Here is a 19,529-nt window from a genome sequence, read left to right as displayed (position 1 = left end):
CCGCTACCGCGGCTGAAACGTGAAACGCGACTCCGGCAACGCGATCACCTTCGTGATCAGCGGCTGATCCTCCTTCGGCTCTTCAATGGTGATGGCCCAGCGCATGCCGTCATGGGCGGGCGTGCGGTCATAGATGATCACCCGCTGCTGCTTTTCGGGCAGCAGCCAGCCGGCGGGGTTGTAGACGTACGGCAGACCGGACACCGGGCAACGCAGCTCGCCCGTGACCTGCTCAAAGCCCGGCACCTGCTGAAGCTGCTCGAGTCGAGCAGGCAACTGCCGGTTTGTCGCGAAGTACAACAACAGCGCTCCGCACAGATCGTGCAGTCGCATCGCGCACGGGTCGGTATTCGTGATCGGGGCGACCGTCTGCTGCGGCGACCCGGGACGCGTCGTCGGCATCGACCCGGACGCCCCTCGACCGGCGCATCCGCCCGCCATCGCCGCCAGCATCGCAACCGCCAGCGATATCAAGCCGATCCGGCGAGCCATACCTTCGAGCGCGTGTTGAGTCTTCGTTTCAGCCTTCATCCAAACTTTGCCTCATGTGGTGACCGGCCGGCAACGGCGCGCATCACCGCCCGCCGCCCGGTCGCGTCGCGGGCGACGGGGCGAGCAACGGTCGCGGCGGCTGCTCCGCGGACGGCGCCGGCTGCGTCGCAGCCCGCCCGCCCGCCTCCATGCTGTCCAGATGACGCTGGAATTCGCCCGGCCCCACAGCGCTGGGCGTCAACTGCGTCTTGTCCATCTCCTCCTGCGCCATGCCCTGGAGCACCTCCGGACGACTGACTACGTGCGGCGTCAGAAAGATCAGCAGCTCGGTCTTGGCCTTGTTCTTCTCGCTTCGGCGGAACGCCGCGCCGACCCAGGGGATATCTCCCAGCAGCGGCACTTTCCGAATCGTCTCGGTCTTGCGGTCCTCCATCAGGCCGCCGATCACGATCGTCTGTCCGTTCATCACGCCCACGCGCGACTGCGCCGAGCGTTTGGCGAACACCGGCGCCGAGACCGTCTCGGAAATCGGCACGCTGTCGCCGGTCAGTGTCGAAATCTCCGGCGCCACGTCCAGAATCACCAGACCATCCGGATTGATGTGCGGGATCACGTCCAGCAGAATCCCGATGTCACTGTACTCGATCGTGTTGTTGGTCGTGCCCTGCTCGGTCAGTTGCGTGCGCGTGATGAATGGCACTTCCTGCCCGACGGTGATGCTGGCGAGCTGATTGTCCGAGGCCAGGATGTACGGCCGCGACAGCACGTCGAGCTTGCCGGCTTCCTCCAGCGCCCGAAGCGTGGCACGGAAGTCGGTTTCGATCACCTGCACGACCAGTCCGGTGGAATTGGCCCCTTCGGTGGGGATATTGAAGCTCGTGTCGCCGCGCTGGCCGCGGTTGTTTCCGGCTCGAAGGTTCAAGACCGAAAACTCGGTGCCCAGGTCCGAGGAGTTGGTGTGCGTGACTTCGGCCAGCAGCACCTTGATCAGCACCTGGGCGACGGGTCGATCCAGTTCCTGGAGGATTTCCTTGACGCGTTCATAGTTTTTGGGCGCGGTGCGGATGAGCAGGGAGTTGGTGTCGGGATCTGCGATGATGTAGACCTGCCCTGAGAGGTCGGCGGCGGCGCGCTGTGCGGCGGGGGACAGTCCGCCGAAGCCGCCGAACGCGCCGCCTCCGCCAAAGATGCCGGTTGCGGCGCGTGCTCCGCCGAACGCGCCGCCCCCGAACGCGCCGGCGCCGCCGAAACCGCCGGTGCCGCCGAACGCGCCTGCCGCGCCGCCGCGGCCCGCCGCCCCGCCGAAGCTCGTGCCCGTCTGCCTTCCAGTCATGCGGTTGGCGCCGCTGCTGCTCAGGCGATTCTGCCCCAGCAGGTTCTGCGAGGTCACTCCTCGCGACGAGCTGGAGACTCCGTTGAACAACATGTTCAGCACCGCCTCCACGTTGTACGCCTGCCCGTTCCGCAGCCGGTAGATGAACACCGTTTCTTCCGAGGCCGGATTGGAGTCCAGTTCGCGGACGACGCGAGCGATGACATTGAGGGTATCGGTGGGCCCGGTCACGACCAGGGTATTGGTCCGGTCATCGGAGGAGGCATTGACCGGGGTGGTTCGCAGCGCCGCACCGGCGGACTGCTGTTGCTGGCCACGGCCGCCGCCCCCCCCTCCGGCGCCGCCGAATCCCCCGAATCCGCCACGCCCGCCAAACCCGCCCGCGCCACCTCCCCCTCCCGGACCCCCAAAACCACCGAACGCGCCAAATCCCGGAAACGGCTGCTGCTGTTGCTGCTGCGGGCCGCCCGCCGCCGTGCGGAACAGCTCGTTGATCAGCCGCGCGGCGTTGGCGGCGCTGGCGTAGCGGAGCTGGAAGACGCGAACGTCCGACGCATCGGCCAGATGCGTGTCCAGCGCGCTGACGATCTGCACCACCCGCCGGATGTTCGCCGACGTGTCCGTGATCACCAGGGCATTGCTCGAGGCGTTGGCGGTGAAGTCGGCTTCGGGATTGATCAGCGGCGCCAGATCCTGGCGCAGTTGCGTGGCCACCGCGTACCGCAGCGGGATCACCTGCGTGATCAGCTCATCGGTTGGCTCGATCTTCTCCGGATCGGCCCCGATCCTGACCGGTATGCTCATATGCTTGGCGTTGTTGCGCTGCACGATCTTGAGGATTCGTCCCTGCTGAATCGCCGCGTACCCCGGATCCTTCAGCACCGTATTCAGCAGCGACACCGCCTCGTCCGGCTTGACCGGCTGCTTGCTGACCAGCGTCACGCGTCCCTGCGGACGCACGACCGGAACGATAATGAAACCGGCGGCGGCGGAAAGCTCGTCCAGCACCGTCTCGATGTTGGCGTCCTTGAAATTCAGGATCAGCCCTCCGCCGGGCTGCGTGGTGATGCCCCGCTCGCCGTTGTTGCCGGGGCGCGTCGCCGGCAGGGTGGCGGGCAGAGCCGGCGCCGTGGTCGGCGCCGCTTCTTCGGCGGGCGCCGTCGCCTGCGCAAGCGCCTGCCGCGGCACTACCACCCCCGCCACCGCCAGGCCCATCATCGCCGTCAATCCGGCGCGCACGACGGGCAATCTCCACCTGCTGGCACCAGGCAGGGCAATGCCCACCCCGGCAGAATCCTCCCGTGGAAACATAGCTGTTCGCATCGTCATGTTCGGTTTCTGTCTCACCTGATCTCCCGCTGGCTCGATCGCCTCGCCCGGTTCAACCCTTCACAGCGTCACGGCTCCTGCATCTGCTGCGGCGGCGGCAGTGGCGGCGGCTGCGAAGGCATCTGCGGCGGCCACTGCTGCGGCATCGGCGGCGCCGGTTGCTCCTGGGGAACAAACTGCGGCGGCGGCTCCTGCATCGGCTGATCCTGCCCGGGCTGCTCCTGCCCGGGCTGCTCCTGCCCGGGCTGCTCCTGCCCGGGCTGTTGCGGTCCGGGCTGTTGTTGCTCGGGTGCCTGCTGCGGCGGGTTCGGCGGCGCCGGCGCGGCCGCCGCGCCCAGCTCCTGCATCCGCCGAAGCCTCAGCCGTTCCTCGATGCTCAGGTTGGCGCCACTGGCGTTGATCGCCGCACCCGCACCCCCCGCCGACGGCTGCGTCGTCGCTGCGTATCCCGCCGCCGCGGCAGCGATCCGCGCATCCGACACCGACGTCACGCTCGCCCCCGCCAGGTTGCTGCCAATCGGAATCCACGTGACCCCGGCGTAGTTCTCGTACGCCACCGCGTCGATCTCGATCCCCACCACCTTCCCCCGCGCCACCGCATCCCCCACCGAAAGCTTTAGCGTCGTGCCGCGCGACACGTCCTCGATATACGCCCGGTATTCGCCATCCTCGAACACGATCCCCGTCACCACCAGCGATTGCTCGGGTAGCCGCGGCGCCGCGGGACGGAAATCCCGATCGACCCGCTCGCGCCGGCCACGCTCACGCAGGAATATGTTCCGTTCCCACAGCACCCCATACCGCTCGCGATAGCTGTACGGCGCCGCCGGCGAAGTGCTCGGCGCCGCCTCGGCGTCCGCATTGCGACTGACCCGATCGTTTCGATCCCACCGATCGCGCTGCCGATCCGAGCGGTTCCACTGCGCCTGGACAGACGCAGCCAGCCCCACGCTGCCCAGACACGCCATCACCACGATGAATCTGCACAGATCAACCGATTTCATGGCAGCCACCGCCCTTCCGCCGACGCCTGCGCCGCGCTTCCCGCGCCGCCTGCGGGAGTCGCGGGCTTGGGGGATTCGGCCGGCAGGTAGATCGTGCTGATCCCCAGGCTCACCGCCAGGTCGTCGGTCGCTTCCCGCCGCGGATTGATCGTCAGATCGGTGATCCGCACCGGGATCGGCGCCGTCTGGATGCGATACAGGAACCTGGCCACCTGCGACATGCTGCCCGCTCCGGTGGCACGAAACGTCATCTTCATGAAGTCCTTTTCCTTCTCGCCGCTGCGCTCCGGACGGAACGAGGCCAGCGTCAGGCCCGAATCCTGCTCCCACTCGCGCACGGCGTTGAGCAATTGGCTCTCGGCCTCGGAGGCGTTGCGCGCCAGCCTCGCGCCGGTCATCTCGCCCCAGCGGCGATTCATCCGCCGGCTGGTGTTGAACAGCCGTTGCGCGCGATCGAGCTTGAGCTGAGCCTCGACGACGGCGGCCTGCGTCTGGGCGCGCGTCTCCAGCAGCGGCTCGACGACAAACTGATACAGCCCGGTCAGCCCCAGCGTCACGCCGGTGGCGATGGCGATCATCCGTTCACGCTTGGACAGTACCATGTTCGTTCAGTCCTGGCGGTTCATTCCACGGCCGTATAGGTAAAGCTGATCGAAAACGCCCACTCTCTTGCGCGGCCGCCGCGGCTGTCACCGCTGCCGGTCTCGCTCACGTCCATCACCTTCACATCGTTGAAGTTCGGGTTTCGCCGCATCCGGTCCGCCAGCGCCGCGGGGGTCCTGGAGTCGGCGGCCTTGCCGCTGAGCTGGCCGCGGCGATTCTCGCGGATCGTGAAGCTGGTGGCCCAGATCGGCTCGTCGTCGCGGAACATCTGCGTGATCTCGCGCAGACACTCCAGCACCGGCGGGCGCGTCTCGAAGTACCCGCGGCCATAATTGATCCGGTCCAGCAGGTTCTCCGCCAGCTTGATGTCCGGCGCCAGCTCCGACAGTCGGCTCTGCAGCGCCTCCAGCTCGGCGCGCTGCTGGCGCAGATCCTGGTAGAGCAATCCGATGGTCAGCACAGCCACCACGCCGATTGCCGCGGCCCAGGTGCCGCGTCGTCCGAATCGCCGGGTCGGGCGCGGCGCCAGGCGCGAATGCGCAAAGTCCAGCGGCAGCGTCCGCTTCATCCCGCACAACGCCAGCGCCACCGCCGGCGCGTAAGCCCCGTCGGCGGTGGCGTCGGCTTCCACCGCGGGCAGACGATCCGCAGGCTGGATTTTGAATCCGGACCGATCGGACAATTCGGCGATCTGCGTGCCGGACAGCCCAAGGCCATCCCACAGCACGATCTGGTTGACGCCCGCGCCCTGCCCCTGGCCGTTGGACGTCGCAGCCGGCATGGCCCCGGCCATCAGCACGGTGCGGCGAAGCTCGGCGCCCAGCGTGGCCACCGCGGGCGATTCGTGCCCGTTGGCCACCGCCAATGCCACATGCCGCAGCGCCCGCGGCTGGCCCTGCGCATTGTGCAGCACCAGCTCGGCGCCGTGCCCGCCCAGCAGCAGCAGCGGCGCCGCGCGAAACGGCTGCGACGAGTGCTCCGGGCGCGACATCGTCGCCAGCGCCAGCGCCGTCGGCGTGACTGCAATCAGCCTCAGCCCCGCCGCCTCCATCACCTGCTCGATCCGCTCGAGCTGCTTGCGCAGCATCGCCACCAGCAGCACGCGTCCCGGCTTGTCCGGCTGCCGGGGCGCATCCACGTAGTCGAAGACCGTGTCGGTGCTTTCGGCGATTGCCAGTCGCTCGGCCTGAAGACGCAGAATCGCATGAAGCTGCTCTCTTTCGGCGGGGGGAACTTCCTTCTCGACGGCGACGAGCCACCTGGCGGGCACGCCGACGACCGCGCGCGAAGCGCCGAAGCCATTGGCCCGCAAGAAGCCCGCCAGTGCCTCGCCCAGCGATTCGGGTTTGTCCATCGACCGCTCGGGGCCGAGCGTGAAGGTCGCGGCGCGCCGCACCGCAGCTCGCTCCTGACCGGCGCGGCGACGCACGCATACCTCGGCGCAGGTCATGCTCCGCTCACCTATCGCGATCCCGAGGAAGTTGCCCGATCCGACGAATCTCACCTTGTAAAACCTCCTGAGAAACCGCCACCGAACGTCGCCCGCGCGAATTGCCCGGCACGTATCGACGACAGCAGCGATGGATCCATCGGCCAGCCGCGCTCCGTCAGGTCGCGTCGATAGGTCACCCGCGGCGGGGTCTGCGAGATATCCACGACAATGCGCACTCGCTTGAACGCCCGCCCATTCCCGCTGACCGCCACAATGTCCGCCGAGTAATGCGATGAACTGCCCGTGATCCAGCGACCCAGCCCCACCGCATTCTGCTTGAGCACGTCCAGCACCCATGCGTACGACTGATGCGAAGGCGGATTGGCGCTTCGCGCCGCAATCAGCGCATCGACGTCGCTGGAACTGATGTTGTCCAGGCACAGCAGCACGTCCCGCGGCGCCGTGTTCACGTTGATCCGCCGGATGCGATTGGCCGTCGTGTCGGTGATGGCATCCTCCAGACGCGCCAGCTCATCCACGCTCAGCCCGGCCTTGATGGCGAAATCGAACACATCCACCACGGGCTGGTTGCCCAGGCGGCTTGCCGCTTCGTTGGCCCGCGAGTTGCCCAGGATCGCTCGCATGCGGTTTCGCAGCTCAGCCCGGTCGGACACGCGCGTGACGTTGATTCGCTGGCTGCCGCTGGCACTGCGGTTCTGCTGCACGCTGTAGACCGTCAGCAGATCGAAAAGCCCCCGCGACAATTGCGCGCTGGTGTACCGCGGATTGCCCGATGACGATCCGGCCGACCCGAACATCGACGAATAGCTTCCCAGCGGCGGCGCCGACCCGTCGCCCCACAGCAGCTCCATCGTCACACCCCGAACCAACAGCAGCTCCTCCACCGTCTCGAAGTTCTCGTTCTTGGCCACGTACGGCTGCGGCAGCGACAGGTAATACTCGCTCTCGGCGCCGGCGGAGGTGACGTTGCCATCCCCGTCGCGCCAGTCCACGATCGCCGCCGCCACATCCTCGGTCATTCCAGGCAATCGCAGCAGCATGTCCACGCTGGCGGCGTTGATGTCCAACTTGGAAGCTTCATCCACCAGCCCGAAGACCGGCAGCGAGTCGTCCTCGTACCGCGGGCGCAGCACCCAGAACCAGCCATCGCCCACGGGCACGGCGGCGAAGTCCTGCTCCGGAAGATCCAGCACCTCCGGGCCAAGCTCGTTCAACATCGCCAGGACATACTGCTCGGCACCGCGTTCGATGCAGGCCGCCTGCGCCGCGGCCGACTGGTTCGCCGCCGCGATCGCTTCCACACTCATCGAGCGGCAAAGCGCCACCACCACGCCCGCCACTGTGAACACGATCAGGATCGTGACGATCAGGACCGAGCCACGCCGTCGCCCGGGTGCGCAGATCACACCCGACCCGGCCCTGCCAGCGGGGCCGCTCAATCTGCGGCACAGCGAGTTTTCCTGGATGGCACAGGTCATCTGTCCGTTTGCTCCATCACTCTCCCGCAAGCCAGCGGGATGATCCGCTGGATGCGATACGTCGCCGGCGCCGCGCCCCAGGCGCCGGGAATTTCGATCACCAGATCGATGCCCACCGCCACAGGCGCGATGTTGTCGATCAATGTCGAGTCCCATTCGTCCAACCAGCTCGTGCCGTCGTAGTACCGAAGCGCAAACGACTTCACGCCGCGAACCAGCACTTCCTCTTCGGGTTCCTCGGCGATGCTGGCCAGCAGATTCCGCGTGACACGGCGAACCAGCGCCGGCGAATTCAGGTCCGTGCGAACCAACAGCTCGATGCGTCGGATGCCTTCGGGAAACGCTCGATCCTCCCAGGGTCCGTCACTTCCGATGGCGCAGAACTGCACGTAGTCGCTCTCCGCGCCCACCGTGCCGCCGGAGACGGCCACGAACGGGCCGGCCAGCGTGCCCGTCGGCGGCAGCACCCCTTCCAGGTCTCGTCCGATCAGCTCCGACACCACGGCCGTCGCCCGTGCCGGCTCCACCGCCGACTGCGCGCTGTCCCGCGCCTTGAACGTGATCCGCATGCTCGCGTACAGCGACAACGCAAGGATCGAGACCATCCCCATCGCCAGGATCAGTTCCAGAAGGCTGAAGCCGCCGAAACCCGCAGTGTGAAGGGCGAGGGATGCAGGACGAAGCACACACCCCCGCCGCGGCGCGACTCTGCCTCTGCTCCTGCCTGGTGCATCCAACGTGCTGCCTTGTCCGTTCATGGCATCACCAGCGTGTTGGCGTTTTGCAGATCGGCGGCGAGGGTCGAGAGGCTCAGCGACCGCTGCGAGCCACGCTCGATCCAGGTAACCGTCAGGACGATTTCGGTCAGGCCGTAGTCGCGCGGCGAGGTCTGGCACGTCCACTGGTACTGCGGGTAATCCGGGGCAAAATCCCCGGAGACCACGGTCGTGCTCCACTGCCCGCCGACCACGATTTCGTTGAGCTTCGTTTCAGCGAGCTGCGACGCGGTGGCGGTATGCCGCGCCTTCGACGCCGCCGACAGCGCCACCGACAACCCCCGCATCGCCACCGGAAGCACAATCCCCAGCAATACGAGCGTCGCCAGAACTTCAATCAGCGTGAACCCCTGCCGCGGCCGGCGCCGGGGCTCGTCCCCAGACCTCAAAGCACGCGGAAGAATCCCCTGGCCCGGTGCACACGATCGATGCCGGCGGGTGCTCTTTGCCACCTGTCCGCTCATGACGCCTCCCCCGGGTTGACGATGTGAAACAATTCCGCCGGCGAAGCGCACTCGATCTCGATCGGATACCGGCCCTCGTCGGTAAGCCTGATCCGCACCGGCCGGGTCCGGCCCGTCGGATAAAAGTCGATTGCCACGGTCGAGCCTGCGGTGACGATCCGCTGCGTCTGCTGCATTGCCGCGGCGTCCTGCCGGCCGGGCAACAGGGCGTCGCGTGGCGGCAGGACTTCGATCTGCACGCCCGCCGGCGCCGTGTACACACGTCCGAAGCTCGAACCGATCTGCGTGAACTGTCCGCTGCCCGGCTGCTGCTCGCTCAGCCAGAAGCGGCCGGCGGCGGTGTCGATGTTCAGCCGGCACACCACGCCCTGGGTCGTCGCGTAGGTCCGCGCCCAGCGGGTCATGGCCAGCAGTTCCTCGGCGGTGTCGCGCTGGCGCGCCCCGCGACTGAAGCCCCGCAGCGACGGTGCCGCCATCGCCATCACTGTCGCGATGATCACCAGCACCAACACCAGCTCCAGCAGCGTGAATCCGCCGAGCCGTGCTGATCGAGTTTGTCCGCCGCCACGTCGCATTGGCCTTACTGTGCCCAGTTGGTGATGTCGTCGTTGCCTTCGCGTCCGTCTGGGCCGAAGGAGTACAGGTCGTAACCGTTGGGATTGTGCGTGCCGGGGTAGACATACACATACGGGTTGCCCCAGGGATCTTTCGGCAGGCCGCGCTTGATGTAAGGCCCGCGCCAGTTGGTCACGTTCGCCGGCGCCTGCAACAGCGCCGCAAGACCCTCGTCGGTCGTCGGGAATCGCCCGTTGTCCACCTCGAATGCATCCAAAGCCGTCTCAAGCTGCGCGATGTCGGTCTTGGCGGCTGTCACCCGCGCCTGCTCGGAGCGGGCGGTGAACTTCGGCACCACCACCGACGCCAGCACCGCCAGAATCACCAGCACCAGCAGCAGCTCGATCAGCGTGAAACCCCTTCTGCGGGCTCTTTTGCCTGTTTGCATGAATCCGGTTCCTTTCACTGCTTGGTCAAATCGCACGTTGCGGCTCATGTGCTGTTTGCTCACTTGATCAGGTCCTGCAACGTGAACACCGGCAGCAGCATGCCGACGACCACGGTGCCGATCAGCCCGGCCATGATGAACAGCATCGCCGGCTCCACCAGCGCCACCAGCATTCGCAGATGCCGGTCCAGATCCAGCTCGTAGGCGCCGGCCAGTCGCACCAGTTCCTTGTCCAGCCGCCCGGTTTCCTCGGCGACGGCGATCATCTCGATGACCGATGCGGGAAACAGCAGCGGGTTGCCCGCCAGACTGCGGCTGAGCGCCTGCCCGCGCTGCACCTGTTCGATCGCGTGATTGACGGTGTCGGCCAGCGTCTGGTTGCCCAGCGCCTCGCGTGCCACGCGCAGGGAGCTGACCAGCGGCACGCCCGCGCCCACGAGCGTGCCGAGCATGCGGCAGAACCGCACCAGCGCGAACCGCGCCGCGACGGTGCCGGCCAGCGGCGTGTGCAGCACCGCCCGCTCCAGAAACCGCCGCCCCGAATCGGTCGTCATCGCCCGTCGCAGCCCCACCAGCCCCATCCCCACCGCAATCCCGATGATCGGCCCATATCGGGTCATCCACCCGCTCAGGGCGATGATGAGCTGGGTGAGCCACGGAAGCTGCCCGCCGAACTCCTGGAAAATCCCTGAAAACCTCGGGATGAAGAAGGTCAGCAGAAACACCAGCACCACGATCGCCAGACACCCCAGCACCGCCGGGTAGACCATGGCGGCCTTGACCTTTCCCTTCAGTTCCTGTTCGCGTGCGCGGAAGTCGGCGATCTGCTGAAGCACGACGTGGAGGAACCCCCCGGCCTCGCCGGCGCGGACCATCGCGACGTACACCGCCGAAAACGCCCTGGGCCACTTGCCCAGCGCGTCGGCCAGGGATGTGCCGCTCACCACGTCATCATGCACGCGCGACCAGACATTTCTGGCCGCCGGATGGGAGGCTTCGCGTGCCAGCAGATGCAGCGCCCGCGAGAGCGGCAGCCCGGCCGACAGCAGATTCGCCAGTTCCCGGGTGAACGCCTCGACCGCCGACTGCGGCACTCGCGTCGGCGGCGCGCTTCGGTGCAGGCCCAGCAGCCCGCGCATCGCCCCCCCCGCCGCGGCATGGCCATTCCCCGAAGCCTTCTCTTCCAGCGTAATCGGCGAAAGCCCCTGGGCCAGGACCTGGTCCATGGCCGCGGCGCGGCTGTCGGCGGGGATCGTCCCGCTGGTCTGCCTGCCCTGCCTGTCCAGCGCTGTGTAAGCGAAGACCGCCATCGTCAACGCACCTCCGCCACCGCCGCCGCCTCAGCACCCCAGAACCCCTGTTCCGCCTGTTCGTCCTTGGTGTTGCGCATCACCTCTTCCACCGTCGTGCGACCCTCGCGCACGACGCGCCAGCCGTCCTCACGCAGGCTGCGCATCCCCTGCCTGACCGCCACCTTTCGCAGCTCGTGCGCCGGCGCGCGATGCAGAATCAGCGAGCGGATCTCATCGCTCACCGCCATCATCTCGAAAATCCCCTGTCGCCCGCGATAGCCGGTCCCCTGGCAGTTGCGGCATCCGCTGCCGCGATACAGCACCGGCGGCACCAGCTCCCCGAACTCCTCCCGCAGAAGCTTGACTTCCGATTCATCCACCTGATGTTTGCACTGCGGGCAGATCAGCCGCACCAGTCGCTGCGCCACCACGACCTCCAGCGACGAGGCCACCAGATACGGCTCCACACCCATGTCGATCAGCCGCGTCGCCGCCCCGGGAGCGTCGTTGGTGTGAAGCGTGCTGAAGACCAGATGTCCGGTCAGCGAGGCCTGCACGGCGATTTCGGCGGTCTCGCGGTCGCGGATTTCCCCGACCAGCACCACGTCCGGGTCATGACGCAGAATCGCCCGCAGTCCGGTCGCGAACGTCAATCCCGCCTTGGTGTTCACCTGAATCTGGTTGACCCCCTTGAGCTGATACTCCACCGGATCCTCGATGGTGATGATTTTGCGCTCGGTGTCGTTGATCATCGACAACGCCGCGTAGAGCGTGGTGGTCTTGCCCGAACCCGTCGGCCCGGTCACCAGCACGATCCCGTGGGGCATGTCCAGGATCCGGTCGAACTGTTCGCGGTCGCGTTGCGACATGCCCAGATGCTGCGTGCCCAGCACCGCGTCATTGCGCATCAGCAGCCGCAGCACCACCGCCTCGCCGTGGATCATCGGTATGATCGACACTCGCACGTCGATCTCGCGCCCGGAAATCTTCAGCTTGATACGCCCGTCCTGCGGCAGCCGCTTTTCGGCAATGTCCAGATGACTGAGAATCTTCAGTCGCGACACGATCGCCGCATGGAACCGCCGCACGTTCGGCGGCACGCTGGCCTCCTGGAGCACGCCGTCGATGCGATACCGCAGGCGAAGCTGATCCTCGAACGGTTCGATGTGCACGTCGGTTGCGCGTGCCTCGACGGCCTCGGTGAGAATCTGGTTCACGAACCGGATGATCGACGCATCCTGCGCCGCGTTGGTCAGATCCAGGTCCTCATCCTTGTCGATGTCGATGACCTGCAGCTCGCCCGCCGCCGCGTCCAGCGTCTGAAGCGTGTCGGCGCCGACCCCCAGCAGTTGCTTGAGGCATCGATCAATCTCCGCATGTGGCGCCAGCGCCAGAGTAAACTCCCGATCGCACGCCAGCCTCAGTTCGTCGATCCCCGTCGTATCGCTCAGCCGGCTGGTCGCCACCACCGTCATGCCGTTTCGCTCTTCCAGCGGCAGCAGGTGATACCGCAGCAGCAGCCGCGCGGGAAACCTGGCCAGAAAATCCCTGGCCGGCGGATTGCGCTCCAGATCGGCATAGGGCAGATCCAGCGCCCGCGCCAGAGCGCGCAGCATCGCCTCCTCCGACATGCCGTCGGCGGCCAGGATCGCTTCTTCCAGGGGCTTTCCCTCGGCCAGCAGCGCGCGGGCGCGCTGGGCCGCGGCCTCGCTGAGCAGACCCTGATCCCGCATGTACTCGATGATCACGCTGTCCATCGCCAGTTCCCGAACCGAAGGCCGGGCCATGCCCACCCCCGCACGGGCCGCGGGTGGGCATGGCGCCCGCACAAGACGCTGCCGCGCGCAGCCGCAGGGCGGGCGATGTGCCCACCCTGCGACTGCCGATCCGACTGTTACTCAAGCATCCCGAACAGCACCAGCGTCGCTTCCTGGCGCGGGGTGAGCAGCTCCTTCAGCTCCTTCTGCGCCGCGGCCAGATCCGCCTGCGCCTTGGCGCGCGCCTCGCGCAGCGCGGCGAGCTTGGCGTTGATGGCATCCGGGGTGACGTCGGGATTCTGGAGCAGCTCGCGCAGTTCCGCCGCCGCCCGGCCCACGACGCTTTGCGAATCAGGCCCGCCCATTCCGCCGCCGCGGCGACCGAAGCCAAATCCCATTCCGGCGAATCGCGCCTCCCGCTGCGCGTTCATCACCTTCTCGATCTTGGGCGAAAGCACTTGCCACTCTTCATCCGTGGCCCCGAGCTGCTCGCGCAGGTTGTTGAGCATGCGCTCGCGGAAGGCAGCCGGATCCCGCGGGCCACGATCCCCGCGGTCCCCGCGATCCCCGCGGTCCCCGCGGTCCTGGCCACGGTCTCGCCCCTGGCCGCCCTGGTCCTGCGCCATGGCCAGTCCCCCGCACGTCAGCAACGCCACGCCCAGCAACACCGCCACAAACGATCTGCGTCCGATCCGTCCCAACATGGCTGTACTCTCTTTCCCCATCGAGGGAATCTGTGGTGACTTGCGCGACGGCGAATCACGGTTGCGGCGACGGTTCGGTGGTCGCGCGCTCACCGATCCATCGCTGATTGTCTTTTTCTTCGCTTCGATCCCGATCCCCCCGCCCGCGCGGTCCGCCCGCACTACCCGGACCACGGTCCCATCGCTTTCTCAGCTCCGCATACTTGGTCCGCTGCTCGGGCGTGAGGATCTGGTTGGTCAATCGCACCCGCTCCTCGAACGCCCGGCGGGATTCCTGCTCCAACGCCTCGATCTTCGCGTTATAGTCCCGCAGGATCTGGTCGTAGGCGGCCATGTCCTCCGGGCGAATCAGCGCCGCGATCGCGTCGTCGCGTTCCTTGCGGTACTGCGCGCGAAGCCTGGATTGCTCCTCGCGACCATGACGCGCAAAATCCGACCAGATCTGTTTCATCTTCTCGCGCTGTTCGCTGCTCAGCCCCAGAGCCTCTTCGATCATTCCCGGCCCGCGGCGGGAGTGCTCGCGGGGCTGGGTGGTCGGGCCCGGCCCCGCGGGCACAACATCCCGGCGCGTCTGAAGCCCGGTCACCAGACCGGCCGCAAACGCCACCAGGAATCCTGCTGTCACGATCAGCTTCGTGGTCATGAGAACTCTCGCCGCTGCGTGCGGCTCAATGTCGTTCGGCGGCGCGCTCCGCCGCCGACAGGTCGTTGGCCATGAACTGCGCCAGAATCATTTCAGAGCTGGCCTCCTCGGCGGGGGGGAGCATGGCCACCAGCGGGATCGGCTCATCGGCCGATGCGCCGTTTCGGGCATTGCTCGGGCCCAGGACATCGGACGGGTGGGTTCGGGAGTGCAGCACCGCCACCGCCAGCACCGCCGCTGCCGCAGCCGTCAGCCACTCCGCCAGTCGCCTTACGCTCCGCTCGCGTTGCTGTGCGGCGCGGACCGCGATGGCCTTGTGCCAGCTTCCGTACATGCGGCTCATCGCCCGCTGGGGCATCTCACGCATTGGCGCCGTCGCCAATACCCGGCTGATCTCCCGTAGCTCCTCCAGAAGCGCCCGGCACTGCGGGCAGTCGGCCAGGTGCGATTCGACCGCCACCCGCTGCTCGGCGGACAACTCGCCGTCGTGGTATGCGTGAATTCGGCTGGTCTGATCGCACATCATGGCTGATATTCCCTGAACCGTTTTCGCAACTGTTCGCGCGCCCGATGCAGCCGCGACTCGATCGTGCCTCGCGGCACACCCAGCGCCTCGGCCATCTGCTCGTAGCTCATGCCTTCCAGCTCGCGAAGGATGATGACCTGTCGATGTTCCGGCGACAGTTCCGCGAGCATCACCGACAAATCCACCCGCGCATCCACCACGCTGGCGACACTGCCCGAATTCCCCAGGTGCTGGGCGTCGGGTTGCAGCGGCTGCGTGCGCCGTCGTCTGGCCGAGCGCCGCAGCATCGCCGCCTGATGGACCAGAATCCCCACCAGCCAGGTCCTGACCGACGAGTGCCCGCGGAAGCTGCCGTTCAGCGCCGCCACGAGCGTCTCCTGGACCAGGTCTTCGGCGTCGGCGGGGTTGTCGCACAGCGAGTGCGCCACGCCGTACAGGTATCGCCCGTGGCGATCGACCAGCTCGCGGAACGCCTGCTGATCTCCGGCGGCGGTGCGAGCCAGCAATTCGGCGTCGGTGGGGATCGGCATCGTCGGCATCGTCGGCATCCAGACCTCGTGCCTCACCTGGCCGGACCTCGACGCGGATGCTCCCGACGCTGCTGCCCGCGAGGCCATCTCGTCCGTACTGTTGCCATTGGCCGCGGGTTTCTTCCCTGCATCCTCGGGAAAGCCATCGTCCGGCGCTGCGCGGCAAGCAGGTCCTGTAAGCCAGCACACTGTACCGCAGTGCGTGCGGCGCATAAAAAGGCTGTGGCGGGGGTCGGCCTGCCGCCTCGGAACGCACGGATCGCCGGCGCAGTTTCCCCCAAACCCCTCACGGCTTGCGCGCCGCCACCACGGAGTTCATCCCCGGATCCCGACGACGCACCAGCACATCGGTGAAACCGGCCTGGGTCAGGTCGTCGCGCAGCTCCTCGAAGGTGAACGTGCCGCCCTGATCGGTGGCCACGAGCATGTTGACGGCAAACAGCGCACCGGCCACAGGCGAAGTGCGCGACGCATCCATCAGGATGTCACGGATCAGAATCTGTCCCCCGGGTCGCAGCGACGAAAACACGGATGCGAACAGCCGGCGGTTCTGCTGACGCGAGTTCTGGTGAACGATGGCGCTGACCCAGGCCAGATCCACTCCGCCCGGCAGCGGATCGGTGTAGAAGTCGCCGCTCACCAGCATGACGCGGTCGGCCAGTCCCGCGCTGGCGATGCGCTGCCGGGCCTGAGGCATGACCTGGGGAAGATCAAAGATGATCGCGCGGGCGGCGGGATTGGCGCGCAGCAGGGCCACCGTCCAGGTTCCCGACCCCCCGCCCACGTCCAGCAACTGCTCGAAGTGCAGCGGCTGAAGCTGCTGGACGATCTTGTCGGCCACCGGACCCGAGACATTGTCCATTGCTTCGATGAACGCGGCGTAGTCGGCCTGTTCGCCGCGAATGCTTGGCTGCCGGGCAGGCGGGCGACCGGTCTTCACGACACGCGCCAACTGCGCCCAGCGGCGCAGGCAATTGGCCTGATGCTGCGCCATGGCAAGCTGGTTGCCCGGCGTGGCGCCGTCCAGCAGCCGCGCCACCCCCGCCGGCACGCGATACTGCTGGCCGTCCTTTTCCAGCAGTTGCACCGCCACCAGCGCATCCAGCAGGATGGTGATGGCGCGCGGATCAGCGCCGAGCCTGGCCGATGCCTCGCCCGCCGTGAACGGGCCCGACGCCAGCTTCCCGAACAGCTCCAGTTCCGCCGCCGCCGCCAGGATACTCGACGCCTGATACGCCCGTGAAAGCTCGTTGACTCGTTCGGCGGTCCATTCGCCACCTGTTGAGTTGTCCATGCCATGCCTCCCAAGCAGTCATCGCACCACACGGGATCGCATTGTACAACGTAACGGCCGGTGATAGCCTTGCACGAATGAGAGTCGCGTCCTGCGTGGCGCTTGTGGGGTTGCTGCTGGGCAGCGTGTCCGCCGCCGCTGAACCGAAGGCGGCGCAAACACTGAACTGGACCAGCCGCGCCACGGAACAGGACCTGATTGGTTCTGTGCACACCCCGGCCGATGCTTCCTCGCCGGTGGCAGTGGTCGTGTACCTGAAGAATCTGTCGATCCCAAGGCTCGGGACCGAGCCGGATGCTTCCATCATCGCTGATCTTGTCGAGTCCGGACACCTCGTGCTGGTGCTGGACTATGCCAATCACTCCATGGCGCGCTGCCCGGCGCTCAATGCCGATCTGCTCAAGCTGCGAGAGAACATTGCCGGCAAGGACCGGACACTGCTGGCCGGATACAACATCGATGTCAACCGGCTGTTCATCCTGATGGAGGGCTTTCGGCTGCGTCGCGACGTGGAATTTGCCCGGGATGGGGATCGTGTGCTGGGGATGGACATCATTTACCCATCCCGGCCGGCCAGGCGCGTGCCGGTGCTGATGGAAATCACCTGTGACAACGTGAACCGGATGGGCGCGTACTCGCTGCTGTACTGCCGGGACACACTGCTGGAAGGCGCGCAGGCGGCGGGGTTCGCGGCGGCGATGGTGGATCATCCCGTCCGGCCTCCGTACAAAGGCCTGGACGACCCCATGCCGCAGTGCATCGAGAGGATGGAGGCGGCGGTCAGGACGCTGCGCGTGATGAGCGATGAGCTGGGCCTCAGCGGCAGGATCGGCGCCATCGGCTTTTCGCGCGGCGGGCCGTTCGCGGCGATCCTGGCCTGTCGCGGGCAGGTCGATGCCGCTCTGGTTCACGGCAATCGATACGACTACCTGGACCTGCTGGCTGAGGACCCGATGCTCACGCGCTTTGAAAAGGCCTGGGGACCGCGCCAGCAAAACTCACTGACCTGGGCGATGCACGGCGCGGTGCACTACCTGCCAGCCGATCCGAAGGATCCGGCCGTCAAACGTGTGGCCCCGATGTTCCTGAACACGAGCAACACCGAGTCCGCGGAATATCGTGACGGGCTGGCCAAACTCGCGCGGCGATTGCGGCAACTGGGTATCGAGCACGTCTATCGCGAGGACGCCGACGGACGCGGGCATCGCGTCAGCACCGATCCGCAGACGCTGGCGGAGATCTATGCGTTCTTCCACAAACATCTGGCGTCGGAAAACTGATGCAGCAGGCTCGATGCAGCGCCCGGGACGCCGATGCGCTAGTCGGCGAAACTGAACCGCAGAATCGCCAGAATCGCCTTGATCCCGTCTTTCCAGGTGATCTTCTTTCCTTCTTCGTAGCTGCGTCCGTAGTAGGCGACTCCGACCTCGTAGATCCGCAGCCGCGGGCGCATGCGCGCGATCTTGGCGGTGATCTCCGGCTCGAAGCCGAATCGGTTGCACTTGATCGTGATGCGATCCAGGATTGGCTTGCGGAAGACCTTGTAGCAGACTTCCATGTCGGTCAGGTTCAGGTTGGTGAACATGTTGCTGAAGTTGGTCAGCAGCTTGTTGCCCACCGTATGCCAGAAATACAGCACCCGGTGCGGCTCGCCGATGAAGCGAGAGCCATACACCACGTCGGCCTTGCCATCGACAATCGGCTGGAGCAGTTTCATGTAGTCCGCCGGGTCGTATTCCAGATCTGCATCCTGGATGAGCACGACGTCGCCGCTCGCATGCTTAAAGCCATCGCGCAGCGCCGCGCCCTTGCCCTGGTTGACGGGCTTGTGAAGGATCGTGAACTCCACGCCGGGAAAAAGCTGCGGCAACTGGTCGAGCTTTTCGGCGGTGCCGTCGGTGGAGCAGTCGTCGATGCAGATGATCTGGCGGGTCATGCCCGGGGGCAGAGCGGCGCGGACGACCAGGCCGATCAGCTCGTGGATGGTCCTGGCTTCGTTGTAGACCGGAATGACGACGGAAAGCTTTCGCGGTGGCGACGTCGGCGCGTCGGGCCGGGTCGGCGTCGTTTCGCTCGGCAGTTGGGACATAGGCGCTTGCCGGGGATGTTAGCGACTGGCCCGCCGATGGCAAAATACCTGTCCGCAGGCAAAAAGACTCCCGACCCCTTAATTTAAGGGGTCGGGAGTCTTTTCCTGCTGCTTTCGGCGGATCTAAGCCTGCGGGGACGCTTGTCCGGGTTCCTGCGGCTGTTCGGGCTGCTGTTGCGGCTCCGGGGACTGCTGCGTCTGGGTGGATTTGTCCGTGCGCGCCTTGAGGACGCGGCTGGCGAACTGATGACGCCGCTCGTAGCGCTTTCGCCGCAGCCCGGCGCTTCGCCTGGCCGTGCCCTGCGGCGCAGACTCCTCGGTCAGCAACTGGAGAATCACCAGCCCGCCGCCGTCGCCGATGCGGTAGTTGGCCGTCTTGATGATTCGCGTGTACCCGCCGTTGCGGTCGCGGAACTTCGGAGCGATCTCGCTGAACAGCTTCTGAACCACCGTCTGTCCGGTGAAATCCTGATTGGCATCGACCAGCCGGCGGTCCTGAAGCGCCGCAATCACCCGACGTCGCGCGTTCAGATCTCCGACCTTGGCCAGCGTGATCAGCTTTTCGGCAAACGCCTTGACCTCCTTGGCCTTGGGAAGAGTCGTGCGAACCTTGCCGTTTTCGAACAGGCTCTGAACCAGGTTTCGGCGAAGCGCCTTACGATGTTCCGTGTCGCGGCTGAGCTGTCGGCCGCGAACCAAGTGTCTGCTCATGTCTGAATCCTCATCTGCGATCTCCAACCAGCAGTTGGGCTGCACCGG

The 19,529-nt window shown here is 66.6% G+C and carries 20 protein-coding genes; 1 reads left to right on the top strand and 19 read right to left on the bottom strand.

From position 1 onward, the window contains the following. Positions 1-3: 3 nt before the first annotated feature. The 17 genes from ACQS5P_RS13560 to ACQS5P_RS13480 form a co-directional block, all read right to left on the bottom strand. Complete coding sequence (locus ACQS5P_RS13560) at positions 4-531, bottom strand: hypothetical protein (protein ID WP_428937154.1); 528 nt, start codon at positions 529-531, stop codon at positions 4-6. 43 nt (positions 532-574) lie between these two features. Continuing rightward, positions 575-3,148, bottom strand: a complete 2,574-nt coding sequence (gene gspD / locus ACQS5P_RS13555; protein WP_428937153.1) for a type II secretion system secretin GspD — start codon at positions 3,146-3,148, stop codon at positions 575-577. Between the two features lie 74 nt (positions 3,149-3,222). Beyond that, complete coding sequence (locus ACQS5P_RS13550) at positions 3,223-4,158, bottom strand: hypothetical protein (RefSeq protein WP_428937152.1); 936 nt, start codon at positions 4,156-4,158, stop codon at positions 3,223-3,225. Beyond that, positions 4,155-4,760 carry a hypothetical protein gene (locus ACQS5P_RS13545; RefSeq protein WP_428937151.1) on the bottom strand — a complete coding sequence of 202 codons (606 nt, stop codon included), beginning with the start codon at positions 4,758-4,760 and terminating at the stop codon, positions 4,155-4,157. Before ACQS5P_RS13545 ends, ACQS5P_RS13550 begins: the two co-directional genes overlap by 4 nt. A gap of 20 nt (positions 4,761-4,780) precedes the next feature. Continuing rightward, positions 4,781-6,265 (bottom strand): hypothetical protein, encoded by a 1,485-nt coding sequence (locus tag ACQS5P_RS13540; protein WP_428937150.1) that lies wholly within the window; start codon positions 6,263-6,265, stop codon positions 4,781-4,783. Beyond that, positions 6,262-7,692 carry a general secretion pathway protein GspK gene (locus ACQS5P_RS13535; RefSeq protein ID WP_428937149.1) on the bottom strand — a complete coding sequence of 477 codons (1,431 nt, stop codon included), beginning with the start codon at positions 7,690-7,692 and terminating at the stop codon, positions 6,262-6,264. Before ACQS5P_RS13535 ends, ACQS5P_RS13540 begins: the two co-directional genes overlap by 4 nt. Beyond that, positions 7,689-8,303: a type II secretion system protein GspJ gene (locus ACQS5P_RS13530; RefSeq protein ID WP_428937148.1), complete on the bottom strand. Its 615-nt coding sequence runs from the start codon at positions 8,301-8,303 to the stop codon at positions 7,689-7,691. The genes ACQS5P_RS13535 and ACQS5P_RS13530 overlap by 4 nt, the downstream gene beginning before the upstream one ends. A 143-nt stretch (positions 8,304-8,446) precedes the next feature. Next, complete coding sequence (locus tag ACQS5P_RS13525) at positions 8,447-8,932, bottom strand: type IV pilus modification PilV family protein (RefSeq protein WP_428937147.1); 486 nt, start codon at positions 8,930-8,932, stop codon at positions 8,447-8,449. Beyond that, positions 8,929-9,507 carry a pilus assembly FimT family protein gene (locus ACQS5P_RS13520; RefSeq protein ID WP_428937146.1) on the bottom strand — a complete coding sequence of 193 codons (579 nt, stop codon included), beginning with the start codon at positions 9,505-9,507 and terminating at the stop codon, positions 8,929-8,931. Before ACQS5P_RS13520 ends, ACQS5P_RS13525 begins: the two co-directional genes overlap by 4 nt. 5 nt (positions 9,508-9,512) lie before the next feature. After that, a complete protein-coding gene (gene gspG, locus ACQS5P_RS13515) occupies positions 9,513-9,935 on the bottom strand; it encodes a type II secretion system major pseudopilin GspG (protein WP_428937145.1) in 423 nt (140 codons plus the stop codon). A 59-nt stretch (positions 9,936-9,994) separates the two neighbouring features. Continuing rightward, positions 9,995-11,245, bottom strand: coding sequence for a type II secretion system F family protein (locus ACQS5P_RS13510; protein WP_428937144.1), 1,251 nt, complete (start codon positions 11,243-11,245; stop codon positions 9,995-9,997). A gap of 2 nt (positions 11,246-11,247) precedes the next feature. Continuing rightward, on the bottom strand, positions 11,248-12,984 hold the full coding sequence (locus tag ACQS5P_RS13505) for a GspE/PulE family protein (RefSeq protein ID WP_428937143.1): 1,737 nt from the start codon (positions 12,982-12,984) through the stop codon (positions 11,248-11,250). A gap of 137 nt (positions 12,985-13,121) precedes the next feature. After that, positions 13,122-13,688: a hypothetical protein gene (locus ACQS5P_RS13500; protein WP_428937142.1), complete on the bottom strand. Its 567-nt coding sequence runs from the start codon at positions 13,686-13,688 to the stop codon at positions 13,122-13,124. A gap of 55 nt (positions 13,689-13,743) precedes the next feature. Beyond that, positions 13,744-14,331, bottom strand: coding sequence for a Spy/CpxP family protein refolding chaperone (locus ACQS5P_RS13495; protein WP_428937141.1), 588 nt, complete (start codon positions 14,329-14,331; stop codon positions 13,744-13,746). A 25-nt stretch (positions 14,332-14,356) separates the two neighbouring features. Next, complete coding sequence (locus ACQS5P_RS13490; RefSeq protein ID WP_428937140.1) at positions 14,357-14,857, bottom strand: anti-sigma factor family protein; 501 nt, start codon at positions 14,855-14,857, stop codon at positions 14,357-14,359. After that, complete coding sequence (locus tag ACQS5P_RS13485; RefSeq protein ID WP_428937139.1) at positions 14,854-15,396, bottom strand: RNA polymerase sigma factor; 543 nt, start codon at positions 15,394-15,396, stop codon at positions 14,854-14,856. Before ACQS5P_RS13485 ends, ACQS5P_RS13490 begins: the two co-directional genes overlap by 4 nt. 277 nt (positions 15,397-15,673) lie before the next feature. After that, complete coding sequence (locus ACQS5P_RS13480) at positions 15,674-16,681, bottom strand: methyltransferase (RefSeq protein ID WP_428937138.1); 1,008 nt, start codon at positions 16,679-16,681, stop codon at positions 15,674-15,676. A 77-nt stretch (positions 16,682-16,758) separates the two neighbouring features. Between ACQS5P_RS13480 and ACQS5P_RS13475 the strand changes: the two genes are divergently transcribed. Then, positions 16,759-17,961, top strand: coding sequence for a hypothetical protein (locus ACQS5P_RS13475; RefSeq protein WP_428937137.1), 1,203 nt, complete (start codon positions 16,759-16,761; stop codon positions 17,959-17,961). A 38-nt stretch (positions 17,962-17,999) separates the two neighbouring features. On the opposite strand, the gene ACQS5P_RS13470 is transcribed toward ACQS5P_RS13475, so the two are convergent. Together ACQS5P_RS13470 and rplQ are read right to left on the bottom strand one after the other, a co-directional pair. Then, positions 18,000-18,770, bottom strand: a complete 771-nt coding sequence (locus ACQS5P_RS13470; protein WP_428937136.1) for a glycosyltransferase family 2 protein — start codon at positions 18,768-18,770, stop codon at positions 18,000-18,002. A 123-nt stretch (positions 18,771-18,893) separates the two neighbouring features. Then, positions 18,894-19,481, bottom strand: coding sequence for a 50S ribosomal protein L17 (rplQ, locus tag ACQS5P_RS13465; protein WP_428937135.1), 588 nt, complete (start codon positions 19,479-19,481; stop codon positions 18,894-18,896). Between the last annotated feature and the right edge of the window lie 48 nt (positions 19,482-19,529).

Source organism: Fontivita pretiosa (assembly GCF_050410795.1).
Classification (GTDB): Bacteria; Planctomycetota; Phycisphaerae; order Tepidisphaerales; family Tepidisphaeraceae; genus Fontivita; species Fontivita pretiosa.
Note: the sequence above shows the minus strand (reverse complement) of the source record. Positions and strands in the feature narration are given on the sequence as shown.